This window comes from Pseudomonas umsongensis, from assembly GCF_012647205.1.
Lineage (GTDB): Bacteria > Pseudomonadota > Gammaproteobacteria > Pseudomonadales > Pseudomonadaceae > Aquipseudomonas > Aquipseudomonas umsongensis.
In genome coordinates this window covers 6199568-6222286 of the sequence record NZ_CP051487.1, presented here as the reverse complement: position 1 = coordinate 6222286, position 22719 = coordinate 6199568, and the positions used below count along the sequence as shown (strand labels likewise).

Sequence of the window (22719 nt, the reverse complement as noted above, 5' to 3'; positions counted from 1 at the left end):
AGCGGGGCAACACTGCCCGCTCTCTGCTCCGCCAGGAGGAAAGGCCTTGAAAGACCTACTGAATTTGCTGAAAAACCAGGGTCAAGTCGAAGAGTTCGACGCCATCCGTATCGGATTGGCGTCGCCTGAGATGATCCGTTCGTGGTCGTTCGGCGAAGTTAAAAAGCCGGAAACCATTAACTACCGTACGTTCAAACCTGAGCGTGACGGCCTGTTCTGCGCCAAGATATTTGGCCCGGTAAAGGATTACGAGTGCCTGTGCGGTAAGTACAAGCGCTTGAAGCACCGCGGTGTGATCTGCGAGAAGTGCGGCGTTGAAGTCGCGCTGGCTAAAGTTCGTCGTGAGCGCATGGCGCACATCGAACTGGCCTCGCCAGTTGCCCACATCTGGTTCCTGAAATCGCTGCCGTCGCGTATCGGCTTGCTGATGGACATGACCCTGCGTGATATCGAACGCGTTCTCTACTTCGAGAGCTATGTCGTTATCGATCCAGGCATGACCACCCTTGAAAAAGGCCAGCTGCTGAACGACGAGCAGTACTTCGAAGCGCTGGAAGAGTTCGGTGACGATTTCGATGCCCGCATGGGTGCCGAAGCTGTCCGTGAGCTGCTGCACGCTATCGACCTGGAGCACGAGATTGGCCGTCTGCGTGAAGAAATTCCGCAAACCAACTCCGAAACCAAGATCAAGAAGCTGTCCAAGCGTCTGAAGTTGATGGAAGCCTTCCAGGGCTCCGGCAACCTTCCAGAATGGATGGTGCTGACCGTTCTGCCGGTTCTGCCGCCAGATCTGCGTCCACTGGTCCCGCTGGATGGCGGTCGCTTCGCGACTTCCGACCTCAACGATCTGTATCGTCGAGTGATCAACCGTAACAACCGCTTGAAGCGCCTGCTGGATCTGTCCGCTCCGGACATCATCGTGCGCAACGAAAAGCGTATGTTGCAGGAAGCCGTCGACGCACTGCTCGACAACGGTCGTCGTGGCCGCGCTATCACCGGTTCCAACAAGCGTCCTCTGAAATCCCTGGCTGACATGATCAAGGGTAAGCAAGGTCGTTTCCGTCAGAACTTGCTCGGTAAGCGTGTTGACTACTCCGGCCGTTCGGTAATTACCGTAGGTCCGACCCTGCGTCTGCACCAGTGCGGTCTGCCGAAGAAGATGGCTCTCGAGCTGTTCAAGCCGTTCATTTTCGGCAAGCTGGAAATGCGTGGTCTCGCTACCACCATCAAAGCAGCCAAGAAGATGGTCGAGCGCGAATTGCCAGAGGTTTGGGACGTTCTCGCTGAAGTGATTCGCGAACACCCGGTTCTTCTCAACCGTGCACCGACCCTTCACCGTCTGGGTATCCAGGCGTTTGAACCGGTACTGATCGAAGGTAAGGCTATCCAGCTGCACCCTCTGGTCTGCGCCGCGTACAACGCCGACTTCGACGGCGACCAAATGGCTGTGCACGTACCGCTGACACTGGAAGCCCAGTTGGAAGCGCGTGCGTTGATGATGTCGACCAACAACATTCTGTCGCCAGCCAACGGTGAGCCAATCATCGTTCCGTCGCAGGACGTTGTATTGGGCCTGTACTACATGACCCGTGAAGCGATCAACGCCAAAGGCGAAGGTCGTGTGTTCGCGGATCTGCAGGAAGTTGACCGTGTGTTCCGTGCCGGCGAAGCCGCACTGCACGCCAAGGTCAAAGTGCGGATCAACGAAACCGTCAACGACCGTGATGGCGGCAGCGTGACCAACACCCGTATCGTCGACACCACTGTCGGCCGTGCGCTGTTGTTCCAGGTTGTGCCAAAAGGTCTGTCGTACGACGTCGTCAACCTGCCGATGAAGAAAAAGGCGATCTCCAAGCTGATCAACCAGTGCTACCGCGTGGTTGGTCTGAAAGAGACCGTGATCTTCGCTGACCAGTTGATGTACACCGGTTTTGCCTATTCGACCATTTCCGGCGTTTCCATCGGTGTTAACGACTTCGTTATCCCGGATGAAAAAGCCCGCATCATCGGTGCAGCCACCGACGAAGTGAAAGAGATCGAAAGTCAGTATGCCTCCGGCCTGGTAACCCAGGGCGAGAAGTACAACAAAGTGATCGACCTTTGGTCCAAGGCGAACGACGAAGTTTCCAAGGCGATGATGGCCAACCTCTCGAAAGAGAAAGTCATCGACCGTCATGGCGTCGAAGTCGACCAAGAGTCTTTCAACTCGATGTACATGATGGCCGACTCGGGTGCGCGGGGTTCCGCAGCACAGATTCGTCAGCTGGCCGGTATGCGTGGCCTGATGGCCAAGCCGGACGGTTCCATCATTGAAACGCCGATCACCGCGAACTTCCGTGAAGGTTTGAGCGTACTCCAGTACTTCATCTCCACTCACGGTGCTCGTAAAGGTCTGGCGGATACCGCGTTGAAAACAGCGAACTCGGGTTACCTGACCCGTCGTCTGGTAGACGTGGCGCAAGACTTGGTTGTAACCGAGATCGATTGCGGCACCGAACACGGCCTGCTGATGACTCCGCACATTGAAGGCGGTGACGTTGTAGAGCCGCTGGGTGAGCGCGTATTGGGTCGTGTTATCGCCCGTGACGTATTCAAGCCAGGTACCGAGGACGTCATCGTTCCTGCCGGCACCCTGGTTGACGAGAAGTGGGTCGAGTTCATCGAGCTCAACAGCATCGACGAAGTGATCGTTCGTTCGCCGATCAGCTGCGAAACCCGTTTCGGTATCTGCGCCAAGTGCTACGGTCGCGACCTGGCTCGTGGTCACCAGGTGAACATCGGTGAAGCGGTCGGCGTTATCGCTGCCCAGTCCATCGGTGAGCCGGGTACCCAGCTGACGATGCGTACGTTCCACATCGGTGGTGCGGCAAGCCGGACCTCCGCAGCCGACAGCGTTCAGGTTAAGAACGGCGGTACCGTCCGTCTGCACAACCTGAAACACGTTGAGCGAGTGGACGGTCACCTGGTTGCCGTGTCCCGTTCCGGTGAGCTGGCTATCGCTGATGACTTCGGTCGTGAGCGCGAGCGTTACAAGCTGCCGTACGGTGCGGTAATTTCGGTTAAGGAAGGTGACAAGGTCGACGCTGGTGCCATCGTGGCCAAGTGGGATCCGCACACTCACCCGATCGTTACCGAAATGAAAGGTACCGTGACCTACGTGGGCATGGAAGAAGGCATCACGATCAAGCGTCAGACTGACGAATTGACCGGTATGACCAACATTGAAGTACTCGACGCCAAAGACCGTCCAGCTGCCGGTAAAGATATCCGTCCTGCTGTGAAGATGGTTGATGACAACGGCAAGGATCTGTTGCTGCCAGGCACTGACGTTATCGCTCAGTACTTCCTGCCAGCCAACGCCCTGGTCGGTGTGGCGGACGGCGCGAAGATCGCGATCGGTGATGTTATCGCTCGTATCCCGCAAGAAACTTCGAAGACCCGTGACATCACCGGTGGTCTGCCGCGTGTTGCGGACTTGTTCGAAGCTCGTCGTCCGAAAGAGGCCTCGATTCTGGCTGAAGTCAGCGGCACCATCGCGTTCGGTAAAGAAACCAAGGGCAAGCGCCGTCTGGTTATTACCCCGAACGACGGTAGCGATCCGTACGAAGAGCTGATTCCGAAGTGGCGTCACCTGAACGTGTTCGAAGGCGAACAGGTAAACCGCGGCGAAGTTATCTCCGACGGCCCAAGCGATCCGCACGACATCCTGCGTCTGCTGGGTGTGAGTGCGCTGGCCAAGTACATCGTCAACGAGATCCAGGACGTTTACCGTCTGCAAGGCGTGAAGATCAACGACAAGCACATCGAGACCATCCTGCGTCAGATGCTGCGTAAAGTTGAGATCGCTGAATCCGGCGATTCCAGTTTCATCAAGGGCGACCAGATGGAATTGACTCATGTTCTGGTAGAGAACGAACGTTTGAGCGGCGAAGACAAATTTGTCTCCAAGTTCACTCGCGTTCTGCTGGGTATCACCAAGGCGTCGTTGTCCACCGAATCGTTCATCTCGGCGGCTTCCTTCCAGGAAACCACCCGTGTACTGACCGAGGCGGCGGTTACCGGCAAGCGCGACTACCTGCGCGGCCTGAAAGAAAACGTGGTCGTGGGTCGTCTGATCCCGGCGGGTACCGGCCTGGCCTACCACAGCGAGCGTAAGCGCCGCCGTGATGCAGACAAGCCGTTGCGCGTAAGCGCCAGTGAAGTGGAAGCTGCACTGACCGAAGCGCTGAACTCGAGCGGTAACTGAGTTCTGCGGTAAATGAGCTGAGGCCCTGGTCACTCCGTTCATCGAATCGAGACAATTTGTCGAGGTTTGATGGGCGGGGAGGTCGGGGCCTTGCCTTGACTGGGGACAAGATCCTCTTTAGACTCTTGTACCCCTAAATTTGGCGGGAATTCGTTCCTGCCATTTTGCTTTTCTTGCAAGACAATAGCGTCGCAAGACAACAGTGGAGCTAGTAGATGGCAACTATCAACCAGCTGGTACGTCAGCCGCGTAAGCGTATCGTCGAGAAATCCGACGTGCCTGCGCTGCAGAACTGCCCGCAACGCCGTGGCGTGTGCACCCGTGTGTACACCACCACGCCGAAAAAACCTAACTCGGCACTGCGTAAAGTATGCCGTGTGCGCCTGACCAACGGTTTCGAGGTTTCCTCGTACATCGGCGGTGAAGGCCACAACCTGCAAGAGCACAGCGTGGTACTGATCCGCGGCGGTCGTGTAAAAGACTTGCCAGGTGTTCGTTACCACACCGTTCGCGGTTCGTTGGATACTTCCGGCGTTAAAGGTCGTAACCAGGGTCGTTCGAAGTACGGTACCAAGCGTCCGAAGTAATGGTCGCTTGCTGCAAAAAACTGATTTCTATTTTTCTGAGTCGATAAGAGTAAGGTCGGAGGCGTCCCGTAGTAATGGGCACCGATTCCGAGCGAACCTGAAGACCGTTTGAGGGCTTATCCATGCCAAGAAGACGCGTAGCAGCCAAGCGCGAAGTGCTTGACGATCCAAAATACGGAAGCCAAATCCTGGCCAAGTTCATGAACCACGTGATGGAAAGCGGCAAGAAAGCCGTTGCCGAGCGTATCGTTTATGGCGCGCTGGAAAAGGTTAAAGAACGCAAGAACAGCGACCCCCTGGAAATCTTCGAGAAAGCTCTCGACGCCATCGCTCCGCTGGTCGAAGTAAAGTCGCGCCGTGTAGGCGGTGCTACTTACCAGGTTCCGGTTGAAGTTCGTCCGTCCCGTCGTAACGCTCTGGCAATGCGCTGGTTGGTAGACTTCGCCCGTAAGCGCGGCGAGAAGTCTATGGCTCTGCGTTTGGCTGGCGAACTGTTGGACGCTGCCGAAGGTAAAGGTGCTGCAGTTAAGAAGCGTGAAGACGTGCACCGTATGGCTGAAGCTAACAAAGCTTTCTCGCACTACCGCTTCTAATTTTAGCGTCACTCAATTTGCGAGGGCTTTATGGCTCGTACTACACCGATTAATCGCTACCGTAACATTGGTATCGTTGCTCACGTGGATGCTGGTAAAACCACCACCACCGAGCGCGTCCTTTTTTACACTGGCAAAAGCCACAAGATGGGCGAGGTGCATGACGGCGCCGCGACCACCGACTGGATGGTTCAGGAGCAGGAGCGTGGTATTACCATTACTTCTGCTGCTATTACCGCCTTCTGGCAGGGTTCTGCTAAGCAGCACAAAGACCAATATCGCTTCAACGTCATTGACACCCCGGGTCACGTAGACTTCACCATTGAAGTTGAGCGTTCCCTGCGTGTACTCGACGGCGCGGTCGTTGTGTTCTGTGGCACTTCCGGCGTTGAGCCTCAGTCCGAAACCGTATGGCGTCAAGCCAACAAGTACGGTGTTCCACGTATCGTCTACGTGAACAAGATGGACCGTGCCGGCGCTAACTTCCTGCGCGTGATCGCTCAGATCAAGCAGCGTCTGGGTCACACCCCGGTGCCAATCCAGTTGGCTATCGGTTCCGAAGACAACTTCCAGGGTCAGATCGACCTGATGACCATGGAAGCGGTTTACTGGAACGATGCTGACAAGGGCATGACTCCACGTCGCGAAGCCATCCCTGCTGAACTGCAGGAGCTGGCTGAAGAGTGGCGCAGCAACATGGTTGAGGCTGCGGCCGAAGCCAGCGAAGAGCTGATGAACAAGTACCTCGAAGGCGAAGAGCTCACCATCGAGGAAATCAAGGCCGCTCTGCGTCAGCGTACTATCGCTGGCGAAATCGTCCTGGCTGTTTGCGGTTCTTCCTTCAAGAACAAAGGCGTTCCCCTGGTTCTCGACGCCGTTATCGACTACCTGCCGGCTCCAACCGACATTCCTGCCATCAAGGGTACTGACCCGGATGACGAGGAAAAGCAGATGGAGCGTCACGCAGACGACAACGAGCCGTTCTCGGCTCTGGCGTTCAAGATCGCTACCGACCCATTCGTGGGTACCTTGACCTTCGTCCGCGTTTACTCGGGCGTGTTGGCCTCCGGCGACGGCGTGATCAACTCGGTTAAAGGCAAGAAAGAGCGTGTGGGTCGTATGGTGCAAATGCACGCAAACGCCCGCGAAGAGATCAAGGAAGTGCGCGCTGGTGACATCGCGGCCTTGATCGGCATGAAGGACGTCACCACTGGTGAAACCTTGTGCAACGCTGACAAGCCAATCATCCTGGTTCGCATGGACTTCCCGGAGCCGGTTATTTCGGTTGCCGTAGAGCCTAAGACCAAGGATGACCAGGAAAAAATGGGTATTGCTCTGGGCAAACTTGCTCAGGAAGACCCGTCTTTCCGCGTTAAAACTGATGAAGAGACTGGTCAGACGATCATCTCTGGCATGGGCGAGTTGCACCTGGACATCCTGGTTGACCGGATGCGCCGTGAGTTCAACGTCGAAGCCAACATCGGTAAGCCTCAAGTTTCGTACCGTGAGCGCATCACGAAGAGCTGCGAAATTGAAGGCAAGTTCGTTCGTCAGTCCGGCGGTCGTGGCCAGTTCGGTCATTGCTGGATTCGTTTTGCTCCTGCTGACGAAGGTCAGGAAGGTCTGCAATTCCTGAACGAAGTAGTGGGTGGTGTGGTTCCTAAGGAATACATCCCGGCTATCCAGAAGGGTATCGAAGAGCAGATGAAGAACGGTGTTGTTGCCGGCTATCCGCTGATCGGCCTGAAGGCTACCGTGTTTGATGGTTCTTACCACGACGTCGACTCGAACGAGATGGCGTTTAAGGTGGCTGCTTCCATGGCGACCAAGCAACTGGCCCAGAAGGGTGGTGGTGAGTTGCTCGAGCCGATCATGGCGGTAGAGGTTGTTACGCCTGAAGACTATATGGGTGACGTGATGGGCGACCTGAACCGTCGTCGCGGCATGATTCTGGGTATGGAAGATACGGTTTCCGGTAAGGTTATCCGTGCTGAAGTTCCGTTGGGCGAGATGTTCGGTTATGCGACCGACGTTCGTTCGATGTCCCAGGGTCGCGCAAGCTACTCTATGGAATTCAAAAAATACAATACGGCTCCGTCGCACATCGTCGAAACCGTTACCAAAAAACAAGGCTGATTCAGTCCTTTAGGCAAGGAGTTAATTGTCGTGGCTAAAGAAAAATTTGATCGTTCCCTACCGCACGTAAACGTTGGCACCATCGGCCACGTTGACCACGGTAAAACCACTCTGACCGCTGCTCTGACTCGCGTCTGCTCCGAAGTTTTCGGTTCGGCCGTAGTTGAATTCGACAAGATCGACAGCGCACCAGAAGAAAAAGCTCGCGGTATCACCATCAACACCGCGCACGTCGAGTACAACTCGAACATTCGTCACTACGCTCACGTTGACTGCCCAGGTCACGCTGACTACGTGAAGAACATGATCACCGGTGCTGCCCAGATGGACGGCGCGATCCTGGTTTGCTCGGCCGCTGATGGTCCGATGCCACAAACCCGTGAGCACATCCTGCTGTCCCGTCAGGTAGGCGTTCCGTACATCGTGGTCTTCCTGAACAAGGCTGACCTGGTAGACGACGCTGAGCTGCTGGAACTGGTTGAGATGGAAGTTCGCGACCTGCTGTCCACCTATGACTTCCCAGGCGACGACACTCCGATCATCATCGGTTCTGCTCGTATGGCGCTGGAAGGCAAAGACGACAACGAAATGGGCACCACTGCCGTTCGTAAGCTGGTCGAAACTCTGGATACCTACATCCCAGAGCCAGAGCGTGCTATCGACAAGCCATTCCTGATGCCAATCGAAGACGTATTCTCGATCTCGGGTCGTGGTACTGTTGTGACTGGTCGTATCGAGCGCGGTATCGTTCGCGTTCAAGATGCACTGGAAATCGTTGGTCTGCGTGACACCACCACCACCACCTGCACCGGTGTTGAGATGTTCCGCAAGCTGCTCGACGAAGGTCGTGCTGGCGAGAACTGCGGCGTTCTGCTGCGTGGCACCAAGCGTGACGACGTTGAGCGTGGCCAGGTTCTGGTTAAGCCAGGTTCGGTTAAGCCGCACACCAAGTTCACCGCAGAAGTTTACGTTCTGAGCAAGGAAGAAGGCGGTCGTCACACTCCGTTCTTCAAGGGCTACCGTCCACAGTTCTACTTCCGTACTACTGACGTGACCGGTAACTGCGAGCTGCCAGAAGGCGTTGAAATGGTAATGCCAGGTGACAACATTCAGATGACTGTTACCCTGATCAAAACCATCGCAATGGAAGACGGTCTGCGCTTCGCTATCCGTGAAGGCGGCCGTACCGTTGGTGCTGGCGTTGTAGCTAAAATCATCGAGTAAGCATCTCTTTTGAGATAGCTTCGATGCTTTGAAAGGCCCCCGCTCAGCGGGGGCTTTTTTATTGGGTTGACACCTATATGGGGCGTCTATAGAATTGCGCCTCCTTTTAACGGGCGTATTGCGCTCGGTGGGAATAGCAGCCGGAGTCTGAAATCCAATGCAAAATCAGCAAATCCGTATCAGGTTGAAGGCTTTTGACCATCGCCTGATCGACCAATCCACCCAGGAAATCGTGGAAACCGCGAAACGTACTGGTGCTCAAGTGCGTGGTCCAATTCCACTGCCTACCCGTAAAGAGCGGTTCACCGTTCTGGTCTCCCCGCACGTCAACAAAGACGCGCGTGACCAGTACGAGATCCGTACTCATAAGCGCGTTCTGGACATCGTCCAGCCAACGGATAAAACCGTTGATGCACTTATGAAGCTTGATCTTGCGGCCGGTGTGGAAGTGCAGATCAGCCTCGGCTAAGACTCGGTCTTAGTCGTGTAACGCTCTGAAATGGGCGGCCATAGCGGGTGAAAGCCCCGTACACTCATGAGGTTTACAACATGACTATTGGTGTAGTCGGTCGTAAATGCGGTATGACCCGTATTTTCACCGAAGAAGGTGTCTCCATTCCGGTCACGGTCATTGAGATCGAGCCGAATCGCGTCACCCAGTTCAAAACTGAAGAGACCGATGGCTATCGTGCAGTGCAAGTCACTGTCGGCGAGCGTCGTGCTTCGCGTGTAACAGCAGCTCAGGCTGGCCACTTCGCTAAAGCGAACGTTGCCGCTGGTCGTACCGTAATGGAATTCCGCCTTGAAGAAGGCGAGTACCAGGCCGGCGATCTGATCAACGCTGAAATCTTCGCCGCTGGTCAACTGGTTGATGTAACCGGTCAGTCCAAGGGTAAAGGCTTCCAGGGTACGATCAAGCGTTGGAATTTCCGCGGGCAAGATAACACCCACGGTAACTCCGTATCCCACCGCGTTCCAGGCTCTATCGGCCAGTGCCAGACTCCTGGTCGTGTATTCAAGGGCAAAAAAATGTCCGGTCATATGGGCGCTGAGCGCGTGACCGTGCAGTCCCTCGAAGTAGTGCGCGTGGACGCTGAACGCAATCTGTTGTTGGTCAAGGGCGCTGTTCCTGGCGCTACTGGCGGCAACTTGGTTGTACGTCCAGCAGCCAAGGCTCGCGGTTAAGGGGAAGCTGACATGCAATTAAATGTAAATGACGCTCAAGCGATCGAAGTTTCCGAACTGACATTTGGCGGCGAATTCAACGAGACGCTGGTTCACCAAGCAGTCGTGGCCTACATGGCTGGCGGCCGTCAGGGTAGCAAGCAGCAGAAGACCCGTTCCGACGTTCGTGGTGGCGGTAAGCGCCCATGGCGTCAGAAAGGTACTGGCCGTGCTCGTGCCGGTACTATCCGTAGCCCAATCTGGCGTGGCGGCGGTACCACTTTCGCAGCTCGTCCTCAGGATCACTCGCAGAAGCTGAACAAGAAGATGTATCGCGCAGCAATGCGTTCCATCCTTGCTGAGCTGGTGCGTACTGATCGTCTGGTCGTGGTTCAGGATTTCGCCGTTGAAACGCCGAAAACCAAAGACCTGCTGGGCAAGCTGAACAACATGAGCCTGACCGACGTTCTGATCGTGTCGGACGCTGTTGATCAGAACCTGTACCTGGCTGCTCGTAACCTGCCACACGTAGATGTACGTGACGTGCAAGGTTCCGATCCAGTTAGTCTGATCGCATACGACAAGGTGTTGATCACCGTGTCGGCCGTGAAGAAATTCGAGGAGCTGCTGGGATGAACCAGGAACGCGTATTTAAAGTTCTGCTTGGCCCGCACGTTTCCGAGAAGGCTACGGTTCTGGCAGACAAGAAAGGCCAGTTCGTTTTCAAGGTTGCTACTGATGCAACCAAGCTGGAAATCAAGAAGGCCGTCGAAAGCCTGTTCAGCGTGAAAGTAGAGCGTGTTACTACCCTGAATGTTCTGGGTAAGAGCAAGCGCACTGCTCGCGGTCTGGGCAAGCGTAATGACTGGAAGAAGGCAGTTATCTCCCTTCAGCCAGGCCAAGATCTCGATTTCAGCAGCAGTGCTGAGTAAGGAAGGGGTGCATCATGGCAATCGTTAAATGCAAACCGACTTCCCCTGGCCGCCGTTTTGTGGTCAAGGTGGTCAACCAGGAGCTGCATAAAGGCGCTCCTCACGCACCGCTGCTCGAGAAGAAGTCGAAGTCTGGTGGTCGTAACAACAATGGCCGTATTACCACTCGTCACATCGGTGGTGGTCATAAGCAGCATTATCGTCTGGTCGATTTCCGTCGCAACGACAAAGATGGCATCGCTGCCACTGTCGAGCGTATCGAATACGATCCAAACCGTACTGCTCACATCGCTCTGCTGCTGTACGCAGATGGCGAGCGTCGCTACATCATCGCCCCTAAAGGCGTGAGCGCTGGCGACCAGCTGATCGCAGGTGCCCTGGCACCGATCAAGCCGGGCAACGCTCTGCAACTGCGTAACATTCCAGTTGGTAGCACCGTACACGGCATCGAATTGAAGCCAGGTAAAGGCGCTCAGATCGCTCGTTCCGCTGGTGCTTCGGCTCAGCTGATCGCTCGTGAAGGCGTGTACGTTACCCTGCGTCTGCGTTCCGGTGAAATGCGTAAAGTCCTGGCTGAATGCCGTGCGACCCTGGGCGAAGTCTCGAACTCCGAGCACAGCCTGCGTTCGCTGGGTAAAGCTGGTGCCAAACGCTGGCGTGGCGTTCGCCCAACCGTTCGTGGTGTTGCCATGAACCCGGTTGACCACCCACATGGTGGTGGTGAAGGTCGTACCTCTGGTGGTCGTCATCCGGTATCGCCATGGGGCTTCCCGACTAAGGGCGCGAAGACTCGTGGTAATAAGCGTACCGACAAAATGATCGTCCGTCGTCGCAAGTAAATAGAGGGATACGACAGTGCCACGTTCTCTGAAAAAAGGTCCTTTTATCGATCTTCACCTACTGAAGAAGATCGAAGTGGCGGCGGAAAAGAACGATCGCAAACCGGTGAAAACCTGGTCGCGTCGTTCGATGATCCTGCCACAAATGGTCGGTCTGACCATCGCAGTACACAACGGTCGTCAGCACGTCCCAGTTCTCGTGAACGAAGACATGGTCGGCCACAAACTGGGCGAGTTCGCCGGTACCCGCACTTATCGCGGGCACGTGGCAGACAAGAAAGCCAAGCGTTAAGGGGTTAGGAAATGGAAGTAGCCGCTAAGTTGTCGGGCGCTCGAATCTCCGCCCAGAAAGCCCGCTTGGTCGCCGACCAGATCCGCGGGAAGAAGGTGGGCGAAGCGCTCAACCTGTTGGCTTTCAGCAGTAAGAAAGCCGCCGAGATCATGAAGAAAGTGCTGGAGTCGGCCGTAGCCAACGCCGAGCATAACGAAGGCGCAGACGTTGATGACCTGAAGGTCAGCACCGTTTTCGTCAACGAAGGGCGTTCGCTGAAGCGCATCATGCCACGTGCCAAAGGCCGTGCTGATCGCATCGTCAAGCGGTCTTGCCATATCACTGTCAAGGTTGCTGACAAGTAACGGAGTCGAAGAGATGGGTCAGAAAGTACATCCCATTGGCATTCGCCTGGGAATCGTCAAGGAGCACACCTCCGTCTGGTACGCAGACGGTCGGACTTATGCGGACTATTTGCTCGCAGATCTGAAGGTGCGTGAGTATCTCCAAGACAAACTAAAAAGCGCGTCCGTAAGCCGTATCGATATCCATCGTCCGGCTCAAACTGCACGCATCACCATCCACACCGCTCGTCCAGGTATCGTTATCGGGAAGAAAGGTGAAGATGTTGAGAAACTGCGTCAGGACCTGACCAAGCAAATGGGTGTGCCTGTGCACATCAATATCGAAGAGATCCGCAAGCCGGAGCTCGACGGTATGCTGGTTGCGCAGAGCGTAGCTCAGCAGCTGGAGCGTCGCGTAATGTTCCGTCGCGCTATGAAGCGCGCTGTACAGAACGCCATGCGCATTGGTGCCAAAGGCATCAAAATCCAAGTGAGCGGTCGTCTCGGCGGTGCTGAAATCGCACGTACTGAATGGTATCGCGAAGGTCGTGTGCCATTGCACACCCTGCGTGCCGACATCGACTATGCCAACTACGAAGCTCACACCACCTACGGTGTGATCGGTGTAAAGGTTTGGATCTTCAAAGGCGAAGTAATTGGTGGTCGCCAAGAAGAACTGAAACCACAAGCACCAGCGCCTCGTAAAAAAGCTGCTAAGTAAGGGGTACGCCAAATGTTGCAACCAAAGCGTACGAAGTTCCGCAAGCAAATGACTGGTCACAACCGTGGCCTGGCATTGCGCGGTAGCAAAGTCAGCTTCGGCGAGTTCGCGCTGAAGTCTGTAGCTCGTGGTCGTCTCACCGCTCGTCAGATCGAGTCAGCGCGTCGTGCTCTGACCCGTCACGTAAAACGTGGTGGCAAGATCTGGATCCGTGTATTCCCGGACAAGCCGATCTCCAAAAAACCTCTCGAGGTTCGGATGGGTAAAGGTAAGGGTAACGTGGAATACTGGGTTGCCCAGATTCAGCCAGGCAAAGTCCTGTATGAAATCGAGGGTGTTTCTGAAGAGCTGGCGCGTGAGGCTTTCGCCCTGGCTGCTGCAAAGCTGCCGCTCGCCACCTCCTTTGTTAAACGGACGGTGATGTGATGAAAGCGAATGAACTTCGTGAAAAATCCGCACAGCAGCTGAACGAGCAACTGCTCGGCTTGCTGCGCGACCAGTTCAATCTGCGTATGCAGAAAGCAACTGGCCAGTTGGGGCAGTCTCATCTGCTCTCGCAAGTTAAGCGTGACATCGCTCGCGTGAAGACTGTGCTCAACCAGCAGGCAGGTAAGTAATCATGGCTGAAGCCGAAAAAACTGTCCGTACGCTGACTGGCCGTGTTGTCAGCGACAAGATGGACAAAACCATCACCGTTCTGATCGAGCGTCGCGTTAAGCACCCGATCTACGGTAAATACGTTAAGCGTTCGACTAAGCTGCACGCGCACGACGAAACCAATCAGTGCCACATCGGCGACAAAGTCACTATTCGTGAAACTCGTCCTTTGGCCAAGACCAAGTCTTGGGCGCTGGTTGATGTTCTCGAACGCGCTGTGGAAGTCTAAGGACTAGGGGTCGGAGAAATTATATGATTCAGACTCAATCCATGCTCGATGTGGCCGATAACAGCGGCGCTCGCCGTGTTATGTGCATCAAGGTGCTGGGTGGCTCCCATCGTCGTTACGCTGGTATCGGTGACATCATCAAAGTTACCGTGAAGGAAGCAATTCCTCGCGGTAAAGTGAAAAAAGGCCAAGTGATGACTGCTGTTGTAGTCCGCACTCGTCACGGCGTACGTCGTGCTGATGGCTCCATTATCCGCTTTGATGGCAACGCTGCTGTTCTTCTGAACAACAAGCAAGAGCCAATCGGCACCCGTATCTTTGGGCCAGTGACCCGTGAACTTCGTACTGAGAAGTTCATGAAGATCGTCTCGCTCGCCCCAGAAGTGCTGTAAGGAGATCCGACATGCAAAAGATTCGTCGTGACGACGAGATCATCGTGATCGCCGGCAAAGACAAAGGTAAGCGCGGTAAGGTGCTGAAGGTTCTTGCTGACAACCGTCTGGTTGTTGGTGGTCTGAACCTGGTCAAGCGTCATACCAAGCCTAACCCGATGTCGGGCGTACAAGGCGGTATCGTCGAGAAAGAAGCGCCACTGCACGCTTCTAACGTCGCCATCTTCAACGGCGAAACCAACAAGGCTGACCGCGTTGGTTTCAAAGTAGAAGACGGTAAGAAAATTCGTGTCTTCAAGTCGACCCAAAAAGCGGTTGATGCTTGAACACTGCTAGGTAGAAGACCATGGCACGACTAAAAGAGATTTACCGGAAGGAAATCGCTCCGAAACTTAAGGAAGAACTTAAGCTTTCGAACGTGATGGAAGTTCCGCGCGTTACCAAAATCACCCTGAACATGGGTCTGGGCGAAGCGATCGGCGACAAAAAAGTCATCGAGCACGCTGTAGCTGACCTGGAAAAGATCACCGGCCAGAAAGTCGTTGTGACCTACGCTCGCAAATCCATCGCTGGCTTTAAAGTCCGTGAAGGTTGGCCGATCGGCGTCAAAGTGACCCTGCGCCGTGAGCGTATGTACGAGTTCCTGGATCGTCTGCTGTCGATCTCCCTGCCTCGGGTTCGCGACTTCCGCGGCCTGAATGCCAAGTCCTTCGATGGTCGTGGCAACTACAGCATGGGCGTGAAAGAGCAGATCATCTTCCCGGAAATCGACTACGACAAGATCGATGCTCTCCGCGGTCTGGACATCACCCTGACCACCACTGCCAAGAACGATGATGAAGGCCGCGCTCTGCTGCGTGCGTTCAAATTCCCGTTCCGCAACTGATTGGAGTAGGACCATGGCCAAGATGAGCATGAAAAACCGCGAGCTGAAGCGTCAGCTCACGGTTGCCAAGTACGCCAAGAAGCGTGCAGCACTGAAAGCTATCATCGTTGATCTGAACGCAAGTCCAGAAGCGCGTTGGGAAGCTACAGTTGCCCTGCAGAAGCAGCCACGTGACGCAAGCGCCTCGCGCATGCGTAACCGCTGCCGCCTGACCGGTCGTCCACACGGCGTTTACCGCAAGTTCGGCCTTGGCCGTAACAAACTGCGTGAAGCGGCAATGCGTGGTGACGTACCAGGTCTGGTTAAAGCCAGCTGGTAAGTACTGTCAAAGTCTCGGTGCAAGGGTTCGCAAGAACCTGACCACCGGTGGCCTTGAATCTGGATCAAGCCCCTTTTGGGGCTTGATTCATTTCTGGGGTGTGTCTAGAATACCCGGCTCGCCTGAGCCCGTGTTTTTTATACCCGGAGATTCTCGGCGACACGTAGTAGCCGCAAGGCTAATTTTTCTGTATTAGGAGCGTCTAGCCCATGAGTATGCAGGACCCGTTAGCGGACATGCTAACTCGAATCCGTAATGCCCAGATGGCTGAAAAGTCCGTCGTAAGCATGCCATCTTCCACGTTGAAGGTAGCTGTTGCCAAAGTCCTGAAGGACGAAGGTTACATCGCGGGTTATCAGATCAGCAGCGAAACAAAACCACTGCTGTCTATCGAGCTGAAATACTTCGAAGGCCGTCCGGTTATCGAAGAAGTGAAGCGCGTTAGCCGTCCAGGCCTGCGTCAGTACAAGTCCGTCGATGATCTGCCAAAAGTTCGTGGCGGTCTCGGTGTGTCTATCGTCTCCACCAACAAGGGTGTGATGACTGATCGTGCTGCGCGCGCTGCCGGTGTCGGCGGCGAAGTTCTTTGCACTGTGTTCTAAGGGGGGATAAGCATGTCTCGCGTCGCTAAGAACCCCGTTAAGCTGCCAGCCGGCGTCGAAGTAAAATTCGCAGGCCAACAGCTTTCGGTGAAGGGTGCCAAGGGCACTCTCGAACTGAATATCCATTCGTCCGTTGAGATCGTTGAAGAAGCTGGTGAGCTGCGTTTCGCTGCTCGCAATGGCGATCAACAAACTCGCGCAATGGCTGGTACCACTCGTGCGTTGGTAAACAACATGGTCCAAGGCGTAAGCCAAGGCTTCGAGCGCAAGCTCCAGCTGGTCGGTGTTGGTTACAAAGCGCAAGCAAAAGGCACAGTGCTGAACCTGGCTCTTGGCTTCTCGCATCCAGTGGATTACGAACTGCCGGAAGGCATCACCGCTGAGACTCCTAGCCAGACCGATATCCTGATCAAGGGCATCGACAAGCAGCTGGTAGGTCAAGTGGCCGCCGAGATCCGCGACTTCCGTCCACCAGAGCCGTACAAAGGCAAAGGTGTGCGCTACGCGGACGAAGTCGTCCGTCGTAAAGAAGCCAAGAAGAAGTAGGGCATAGCAAATGACCGACAAAAAAGTTACTCGACTGCGTCGCGCTCGCAAAGCACGCCTGAAAATGCACGAACTCGAAGTCGTGCGTCTCTGCGTGTTCCGCTCTTCGCAGCACATCTACGCCCAGGTCATTTCGGCCGACGGCAACAAAGTCCTGGCAAGCGCCTCGACTTTGGATAAAGAACTGCGTGATGGCGCCACTGGCAACATCGACGCGGCCACTAAGGTTGGCCAGCTGGTCGCTACGCGTGCTAAGGCCGCTGGCGTCTCGCAGGTGGCTTTCGACCGCTCTGGCTTCAAGTACCACGGCCGCGTTAAAGCGCTGGCTGATGCTGCTCGTGAAGCTGGGCTGGAGTTCTAAGTTATGTCAAATAACGACCAAAAGCGCGACGAAGGCTACATCGAGAAGCTGGTTCAAGTTAACCGCGTAGCCAAAACCGTTAAAGGCGGCCGTATCTTCACTTTCACCGCGTTGACCGTGGTTGGTGATGGTAAAGGGCGTGTTGGCTTCGGCCGTGGCAAGTCGCGTGAAGTGCCTGCTGCGATCCAGAAGGCAATGGAAGCTGCTCGCCGCAACATGATCCAGGTTGATCTGAACGGCACCACCCTGCAGTACGCAATGAAGTCCGCCCACGGCGCTTCGAAGGTGTACATGCAGCCTGCTTCTGAAGGTACCGGTATCATCGCTGGCGGCGCAATGCGTGCCGTTCTCGAAGTTGCTGGCGTTCAGAACGTTCTGGCCAAGTGCTATGGCTCGACTAACCCGGTAAACGTGGTTCACGCCACTTTCAAGGGTTTGAAAGCAATGCAGTCTCCTGAATCCATTGCCGCCAAGCGTGGCAAAAGCGTCAAGGAGATCTTCTGATCATGGCTACCGTTAAAGTTACGCTGATCAAAAGCATGACCGGCCGCATCCCTAACCACAAACTGTGCGTTAAGGGTCTGGGTCTGCGTCGCATCGGTCACACTGTAGAAGTCCAGGATACTCCCGAGAATCGTGGGATGATCAACAAGGCTTACTACATGCTGCGTGTCGAGGGTTAATCGATGAAACTCAATGATCTGAGTCCAGCGCCGGGTTCCCGTCGCGAAAAGCATCGTCCGGGCCGTGGTATCGGTAGTGGTTTGGGTAAGACTGGTGGCCGTGGTCACAAAGGTCAGACTTCCCGCTCCGGTGGCACCATTGCTCCAGGCTTTGAAGGCGGTCAACAGCCGCTGCATCGTCGCCTGCCGAAGTTCGGTTTCGTTTCCCTGAAGGCCATGGACCGCGCAGAAGTGCGTCTGTCCGAGCTGGCTAAAGTGGAAGGCGACATCGTCACCGTGCAGTCCCTGAAAGATGCCAACGTGATCAACGTCAACGTACAGCGTGTGAAAATCATGCTGTCCGGTGAAGTGACTCGCGCTGTCACTATCGGCAAGGGAATCGGCGCCACCAAAGGTGCGCGTGCGGCTATCGAAGCAGCTGGCGGCAAGTTCGAGGAATAAATGGCTAAGCAAGGTGCTCTCTCTGCGCTCGGCAAAGGCGGTATGTCTGAACTTTGGGCTCGTCTGCGTTTTCTGTTCCTGGCGATTATCGTCTACCGAATAGGCGCACACATCCCGGTTCCAGGTATCAACCCGGACCGACTCGCGGACCTGTTTCGACAGAATGAGGGGACCATTCTTAGCTTGTTCAACATGTTTTCCGGCGGCGCGCTGGAGCGGATGAGCATTTTTGCACTGGGGATCATGCCGTACATCTCGGCATCGATCATCATGCAACTGATGACCGCCGTCAGCCCGCAGCTGGAGCAGTTGAAGAAGGAAGGTGAAGCTGGCCGTCGCAAGATCAGCCAGTACACCCGCTACCTCACCGTCGTTCTTGCTCTTGTCCAGGCCATTGGCATGTCCATTGGTCTGGCAGGGCAGGGCGTTTCGTTCACTGGTGACTTTAGCTTCCATTTCGTCGCAGTAACCACTTTTGTGGCTGGTGCGATGTTCATGATGTGGCTGGGTGAGCAGATTACTGAGCGTGGTGTTGGCAACGGTATCTCGATGTTGATTTTTTCGGGTATCGTCGCCGGTCTTCCGAGAGCGATCGGGCAGTCTTTCGAGTCTGCGCGTCAGGGTGATATCAATATCTTCGCCCTGGTTGCCATCGGTTTGCTGGCAGTAGCGATTATCGGTTTCGTGGTGTTCATTGAGCGTGGTCAGCGTCGTATTGCTGTTCACTACGCCAAGCGTCAGCAGGGCCGCAAGGTCTTCGCTGCGCAGACCAGCCACTTGCCGCTGAAGGTGAACATGGCCGGTGTTATCCCGGCTATTTTCGCGAGCAGCATCTTGCTGTTCCCGGCTTCGTTGGGTGCCTGGTTCGGCCAGTCTGAAGGTATGGGCTGGTTGCAGGACATCTCGCAGTCGATCGCTCCTGGTCAGCCGTTGAATATTCTGCTGTTTAGTGCAGGGATTATTTTCTTCTGCTTCTTCTATACGGCGTTGATGTTCAATCCGAAAGACGTAGCGGAGAACCTGAAGAAGTCCGGTGCCTTTATTCCGGGTATCCGTCCAGGTGAGCAGTCTGCGCGCTACATTGATGGCGTTCTGACTCGTTTGACCCTGTTCGGTGCTCTTTACATGACGGCCGTCTGCCTGTTGCCCCAGTTCCTGGTGGTTGCAGCGAACGTACCGTTCTACCTTGGCGGGACCTCGTTGCTGATCGTCGTCGTGGTTGTGATGGACTTCATGTCCCAAGTACAATCGCACCTCGTTTCGCACCAGTACGAATCCCTGATGAAGAAAGCCAACCTGAAGGGTTACGGCAGCGGCATGCTGCGCTGACCCATAAGGTTCGAGGAGTTGGTGATGAAAGTTCGTGCATCGGTGAAAAAGCTGTGCCGTAACTGCAAGATTATTCGCCGCGAAGGTGTTGTTCGAGTAATTTGCAGCGCGGAACCGCGTCACAAACAGCGCCAAGGCTGAGTGTGATTGTGCTTCAAGCCCGGCAGCTAGTGCGCTGCCGGGTTGATTATTTGTTATTACAGCGATATTATCTCGCGCCCTATTTCTTGGCTTCCGGGGCGTAGGTAGCTGTCAATTGGAGTCCCACTGAATGGCCCGTATTGCAGGCGTTAACATTCCAGATAACAAGCATACTGTTATCTCGCTGACCTACATCTATGGTGTTGGTCGCACTACTGCACAGAAAATTTGTGCAGAGACTGGGGTAAACCCAGCCGCAAAGATCAAGGATCTGAGCGACGAGCAGATTGAACAGCTGCGTGGCGAAGTGGCGAAGTTCACCACTGAAGGTGACCTGCGTCGCGAAATCAACATGAAAATCAAGCGCTTGATGGACCTCGGTTGCTATCGCGGTCTGCGTCATCGTCGTGGTCTTCCAGTACGCGGTCAGCGTACCAAGACCAACGCGCGTACCCGTAAAGGTCCGCGTAAGCCGATCCGCAAGTAATCGCCCCAGCGAATCGACAGGAAAATTATCATGGCAAAACCTGCTGCTCGTCCTCGTAAAAAAGTTAAAAAGACAGTGGTTGATGGCATCGCCCACATCCATGCTTCTTTTAACAACACCATCGTGACCATTACCGACCGTCAAGGTAACGCTCTTTCCTGGGCTACCTCCGGTGGTTCGGGTTTCCGCGGTTCCCGCAAGTCCACCCCGTTCGCTGCTCAAGTAGCTGCTGAACGTGCTGGTCAAGCTGCGCTGGAATACGGCCTGAAAAACCTCGACGTAAACGTCAAAGGTCCAGGTCCAGGTCGTGAATCCGCAGTCCGCGCTTTGAACGGCTGTGGCTACAAGATCGCCAGCATCACCGACGTGACGCCTATCCCGCACAACGGGTGCCGTCCGCCGAAGAAGCGCCGCGTGTAATCCAGGAGATTGTAAAGAATGGCTCGTTACATTGGTCCAAAATGCAAACTCGCTCGTCGCGAAGGCACCGATCTCTTCCTGAAGAGCGGCGTGCGCGCGATCGAATCGAAGTGCAACATTGAAGCAGCACCTGGTATCCACGGCCAACGCCGCGGTCGCCAGTCCGATTACGGCACCCAACTGCGTGAAAAGCAGAAGGTCCGTCGTATCTACGGCGTTCTCGAGCGTCAATTCAGCGGCTACTACAAAGAAGCAGCTGGCAAGAAAGGTGCAACCGGTGAAAACCTGCTGCAACTGCTCGAATGCCGTCTGGACAACGTTGTATACCGTATGGGCTTTGGTTCGACTCGTGCCGAATCCCGTCAGCTGGTATCGCACAAGTCGATCAGCGTAAACGGTCAGACCGTTAACGTTCCGTCCTACCAGGTTCGTGCTGGTGACGTGGTTGCTGTTCGCGAGAAAGCAAAAAACCAACTTCGCATTGTCCAAGCTCTCGATCTGTGTGCCCAACGTGGCCGCGTAGAATGGGTAGAAGTAGACACTGAGAAGAAGTCGGGCGTTTTCAAGAACGTTCCAGCTCGCAGTGATCTGTCCGCCGACATCAACGAAAGCCTGATTGTCGAGCTCTACTCCAAGTAAGGGCTAGAAAATAGGTGCATCCATGCAGATTTCGGTAAATGAGTTCCTGACACCCCGCCACATTGATGTGCAGGTTGTCAGTCCAACCCGCGCCAAGATCACGCTCGAGCCTCTCGAGCGTGGCTTTGGCCACACCCTGGGCAACGCGCTGCGCCGCATCCTGTTGTCCTCAATGCCCGGCTGTGCAGTAGTCGAGGCCGAGATTGACGGTGTGCTCCACGAGTACAGCGCCATCGAAGGTGTACAGGAAGACGTAATTGAAATCCTGTTGAACCTTAAAGGTCTGGCTATCAAGCTGCACGGCCGTGACGAAGTTACGCTGACCTTGTCGAAGAAGGGTTCGGGGGTGGTTACCGCTGCCGATATTCAGCTGGATCATGATGTCGAGATCGTTAATCCCGATCACGTAATCGCTAACCTGGCGTCTAACGGCGCCCTGAACATGAAGCTCGTAGTAGCTCGTGGTCGTGGTTATGAACCGGCAGACTCGCGTCAGAGCGATGAAGACGAAAGCCGCAGCATCGGTCGCTTGCAGCTTGACTCTTCGTTCAGCCCGGTTCGCCGTATCGCATACGTGGTGGAAAACGCCCGTGTCGAGCAGCGTACTAACCTGGACAAGCTGGTTATTGATCTGGAAACCAACGGTACCCTGGATCCTGAAGAGGCTATCCGCCGTGCTGCAACCATTCTGCAACAGCAGTTGGCTGCGTTCGTCGACCTCAAGGGTGACAGTGAGCCAGTGGTTGTCGAGCAGGAAGACGAGATCGATCCGATCCTGCTTCGCCCGGTTGACGATCTGGAACTGACTGTACGTTCGGCTAACTGCCTTAAGGCGGAAAACATCTACTACATCGGCGACCTGATTCAGCGTACCGAAGTAGAGCTGTTGAAGACTCCGAACCTGGGCAAGAAATCCTTGACTGAAATCAAGGACGTTCTGGCCTCCCGCGGTCTGTCCCTCGGCATGCGCCTCGACAACTGGCCGCCTGCAAGTCTTAAGAAGGACGACAAGGCGACTGCCTGATCGTCGTAATCACCGAACGTAGTGTTTGGTAAGGAATGAACCATGCGTCATCGTAAAAGTGGTCGTCACCTGAGCCGCACCAGCTCGCACCGCAAGGCCATGTTCCAAAACATGGCGGTGTCGCTGTTCGAGCACGAGCTGATCAAAACTACTCTGCCAAAAGCTAAAGAACTGCGCCGCGTTGCCGAGCCGCTGATCACTTTGGCCAAGACAGATAGCGTTGCTAACCGCCGTTTGGCTTTCGACCGTACCCGTTCGAAAGCTATCGTTGGTAAGCTCTTCAACGACCTGGGCAAGCGTTACGCTACCCGTGAGGGTGGCTACCTGCGCATCCTCAAGTGCGGTTTCCGCGCTGGCGACAACGCGCCTATGGCGTACGTCGAGTTGGTTGATCGTGCTACTGCTGGCGAAGCTGTATCCGCCGAGTAAGACGTCAGTCTGAAACAAAAAACCGGGCCTAGTGCCCGGTTTTTTGTGCCTGAAAGTAAAGCGCGCTGCGTACAAGC

At 55.1% G+C, this 22719-nt stretch carries 33 protein-coding genes; all 33 read left to right on the top strand.

Annotated elements, in window-relative coordinates; all coding sequences use genetic code 11:
- Positions 1–46 precede the first annotated feature (46 nt).
- The 33 genes from rpoC to rplQ all read left to right on the top strand — a co-directional run bounded on the left by rpoC (position 47) and on the right by rplQ (position 22642).
- Positions 47–4246 (top strand): DNA-directed RNA polymerase subunit beta', encoded by a 4200-nt coding sequence (gene rpoC, locus HGP31_RS28235; protein ID WP_008065703.1) that lies wholly within the window; start codon positions 47–49, stop codon positions 4244–4246.
- 215 nt (positions 4247–4461) lie between these two features.
- Positions 4462–4833 (top strand): 30S ribosomal protein S12, encoded by a 372-nt coding sequence (gene rpsL, locus HGP31_RS28230; protein WP_003186084.1) that lies wholly within the window; start codon positions 4462–4464, stop codon positions 4831–4833.
- Positions 4834–4955: 122 nt separating this feature from the next.
- On the top strand, positions 4956–5426 hold the full coding sequence (rpsG, locus tag HGP31_RS28225) for a 30S ribosomal protein S7 (RefSeq protein ID WP_002555493.1): 471 nt from the start codon (positions 4956–4958) through the stop codon (positions 5424–5426).
- A 30-nt stretch (positions 5427–5456) separates the two neighbouring features.
- Positions 5457–7562 (top strand): elongation factor G, encoded by a 2106-nt coding sequence (gene fusA, locus HGP31_RS28220; protein ID WP_008065706.1) that lies wholly within the window; start codon positions 5457–5459, stop codon positions 7560–7562.
- Between the two features lie 30 nt (positions 7563–7592).
- Complete coding sequence (gene tuf / locus HGP31_RS28215) at positions 7593–8786, top strand: elongation factor Tu (protein ID WP_008065716.1); 1194 nt, start codon at positions 7593–7595, stop codon at positions 8784–8786.
- Positions 8787–8943: 157 nt separating this feature from the next.
- Positions 8944–9255, top strand: coding sequence for a 30S ribosomal protein S10 (gene rpsJ / locus HGP31_RS28210; RefSeq protein WP_003186070.1), 312 nt, complete (start codon positions 8944–8946; stop codon positions 9253–9255).
- Positions 9256–9335: 80 nt separating this feature from the next.
- Positions 9336–9971 (top strand): 50S ribosomal protein L3, encoded by a 636-nt coding sequence (gene rplC, locus HGP31_RS28205; RefSeq protein WP_003186059.1) that lies wholly within the window; start codon positions 9336–9338, stop codon positions 9969–9971.
- A gap of 12 nt (positions 9972–9983) precedes the next feature.
- Entirely contained in the window at positions 9984–10586 is a 603-nt protein-coding gene (gene rplD, locus HGP31_RS28200; protein ID WP_003228735.1) for a 50S ribosomal protein L4, read from the top strand.
- A complete protein-coding gene (gene rplW, locus HGP31_RS28195; protein WP_002555488.1) occupies positions 10583–10882 on the top strand; it encodes a 50S ribosomal protein L23 in 300 nt (99 codons plus the stop codon). Before rplD ends, rplW begins: the two co-directional genes overlap by 4 nt.
- 14 nt (positions 10883–10896) lie before the next feature.
- Positions 10897–11721, top strand: coding sequence for a 50S ribosomal protein L2 (rplB, locus tag HGP31_RS28190; RefSeq protein WP_003186055.1), 825 nt, complete (start codon positions 10897–10899; stop codon positions 11719–11721).
- 16 nt (positions 11722–11737) lie between these two features.
- Positions 11738–12013: a 30S ribosomal protein S19 gene (gene rpsS, locus HGP31_RS28185; protein WP_002555486.1), complete on the top strand. Its 276-nt coding sequence runs from the start codon at positions 11738–11740 to the stop codon at positions 12011–12013.
- Positions 12014–12024: 11 nt separating this feature from the next.
- Positions 12025–12357, top strand: a complete 333-nt coding sequence (gene rplV, locus HGP31_RS28180) for a 50S ribosomal protein L22 (protein ID WP_003103908.1) — start codon at positions 12025–12027, stop codon at positions 12355–12357.
- A gap of 13 nt (positions 12358–12370) precedes the next feature.
- Positions 12371–13057, top strand: coding sequence for a 30S ribosomal protein S3 (gene rpsC / locus HGP31_RS28175; protein WP_008065719.1), 687 nt, complete (start codon positions 12371–12373; stop codon positions 13055–13057).
- Positions 13058–13069: 12 nt separating this feature from the next.
- Positions 13070–13483: a 50S ribosomal protein L16 gene (gene rplP / locus HGP31_RS28170; RefSeq protein ID WP_003228729.1), complete on the top strand. Its 414-nt coding sequence runs from the start codon at positions 13070–13072 to the stop codon at positions 13481–13483.
- Entirely contained in the window at positions 13483–13674 is a 192-nt protein-coding gene (gene rpmC / locus HGP31_RS28165; protein WP_002555481.1) for a 50S ribosomal protein L29, read from the top strand. The genes rplP and rpmC overlap by 1 nt, the downstream gene beginning before the upstream one ends.
- A 2-nt stretch (positions 13675–13676) precedes the next feature.
- Complete coding sequence (gene rpsQ / locus HGP31_RS28160) at positions 13677–13943, top strand: 30S ribosomal protein S17 (RefSeq protein ID WP_003176419.1); 267 nt, start codon at positions 13677–13679, stop codon at positions 13941–13943.
- A gap of 23 nt (positions 13944–13966) precedes the next feature.
- On the top strand, positions 13967–14335 hold the full coding sequence (gene rplN, locus HGP31_RS28155; protein WP_002555479.1) for a 50S ribosomal protein L14: 369 nt from the start codon (positions 13967–13969) through the stop codon (positions 14333–14335).
- Positions 14336–14346: 11 nt separating this feature from the next.
- On the top strand, positions 14347–14661 hold the full coding sequence (gene rplX / locus HGP31_RS28150; RefSeq protein WP_003186046.1) for a 50S ribosomal protein L24: 315 nt from the start codon (positions 14347–14349) through the stop codon (positions 14659–14661).
- Between the two features lie 20 nt (positions 14662–14681).
- Entirely contained in the window at positions 14682–15221 is a 540-nt protein-coding gene (rplE, locus tag HGP31_RS28145) for a 50S ribosomal protein L5 (protein ID WP_003210069.1), read from the top strand.
- A 13-nt stretch (positions 15222–15234) separates the two neighbouring features.
- Positions 15235–15540, top strand: a complete 306-nt coding sequence (rpsN, locus tag HGP31_RS28140; protein WP_003176414.1) for a 30S ribosomal protein S14 — start codon at positions 15235–15237, stop codon at positions 15538–15540.
- A gap of 209 nt (positions 15541–15749) precedes the next feature.
- Entirely contained in the window at positions 15750–16142 is a 393-nt protein-coding gene (gene rpsH / locus HGP31_RS28135) for a 30S ribosomal protein S8 (RefSeq protein WP_008065722.1), read from the top strand.
- 12 nt (positions 16143–16154) lie between these two features.
- Positions 16155–16688 carry a 50S ribosomal protein L6 gene (gene rplF, locus HGP31_RS28130; RefSeq protein ID WP_003176412.1) on the top strand — a complete coding sequence of 178 codons (534 nt, stop codon included), beginning with the start codon at positions 16155–16157 and terminating at the stop codon, positions 16686–16688.
- Positions 16689–16698: 10 nt separating this feature from the next.
- Positions 16699–17049, top strand: coding sequence for a 50S ribosomal protein L18 (rplR, locus tag HGP31_RS28125; RefSeq protein ID WP_003186037.1), 351 nt, complete (start codon positions 16699–16701; stop codon positions 17047–17049).
- Between the two features lie 3 nt (positions 17050–17052).
- Positions 17053–17553, top strand: coding sequence for a 30S ribosomal protein S5 (gene rpsE / locus HGP31_RS28120; protein WP_003186035.1), 501 nt, complete (start codon positions 17053–17055; stop codon positions 17551–17553).
- 2 nt (positions 17554–17555) lie between these two features.
- Complete coding sequence (gene rpmD, locus HGP31_RS28115) at positions 17556–17732, top strand: 50S ribosomal protein L30 (RefSeq protein WP_003176408.1); 177 nt, start codon at positions 17556–17558, stop codon at positions 17730–17732.
- A 3-nt stretch (positions 17733–17735) separates the two neighbouring features.
- Positions 17736–18173, top strand: a complete 438-nt coding sequence (gene rplO / locus HGP31_RS28110) for a 50S ribosomal protein L15 (protein WP_003228720.1) — start codon at positions 17736–17738, stop codon at positions 18171–18173.
- Positions 18174–19502, top strand: a complete 1329-nt coding sequence (gene secY / locus HGP31_RS28105; protein ID WP_008065724.1) for a preprotein translocase subunit SecY — start codon at positions 18174–18176, stop codon at positions 19500–19502.
- Positions 19503–19526: 24 nt separating this feature from the next.
- Positions 19527–19643, top strand: coding sequence for a 50S ribosomal protein L36 (gene rpmJ, locus HGP31_RS28100; protein WP_002555468.1), 117 nt, complete (start codon positions 19527–19529; stop codon positions 19641–19643).
- A 130-nt stretch (positions 19644–19773) separates the two neighbouring features.
- Entirely contained in the window at positions 19774–20130 is a 357-nt protein-coding gene (gene rpsM, locus HGP31_RS28095; protein ID WP_009045849.1) for a 30S ribosomal protein S13, read from the top strand.
- Positions 20131–20160: 30 nt separating this feature from the next.
- Positions 20161–20550: a 30S ribosomal protein S11 gene (gene rpsK, locus HGP31_RS28090; protein WP_002555466.1), complete on the top strand. Its 390-nt coding sequence runs from the start codon at positions 20161–20163 to the stop codon at positions 20548–20550.
- Positions 20551–20568: 18 nt separating this feature from the next.
- A complete protein-coding gene (gene rpsD, locus HGP31_RS28085; protein ID WP_003176404.1) occupies positions 20569–21189 on the top strand; it encodes a 30S ribosomal protein S4 in 621 nt (206 codons plus the stop codon).
- Positions 21190–21211: 22 nt separating this feature from the next.
- The gene (locus tag HGP31_RS28080) at positions 21212–22213 is read left to right on the top strand and encodes a DNA-directed RNA polymerase subunit alpha (RefSeq protein WP_007970428.1); all 1002 of its coding nucleotides are present in this window, start codon (positions 21212–21214) and stop codon (positions 22211–22213) included.
- A gap of 42 nt (positions 22214–22255) precedes the next feature.
- Positions 22256–22642, top strand: a complete 387-nt coding sequence (rplQ, locus tag HGP31_RS28075; protein WP_007970429.1) for a 50S ribosomal protein L17 — start codon at positions 22256–22258, stop codon at positions 22640–22642.
- The last annotated feature ends 77 nt before the right edge of the window (positions 22643–22719 follow it).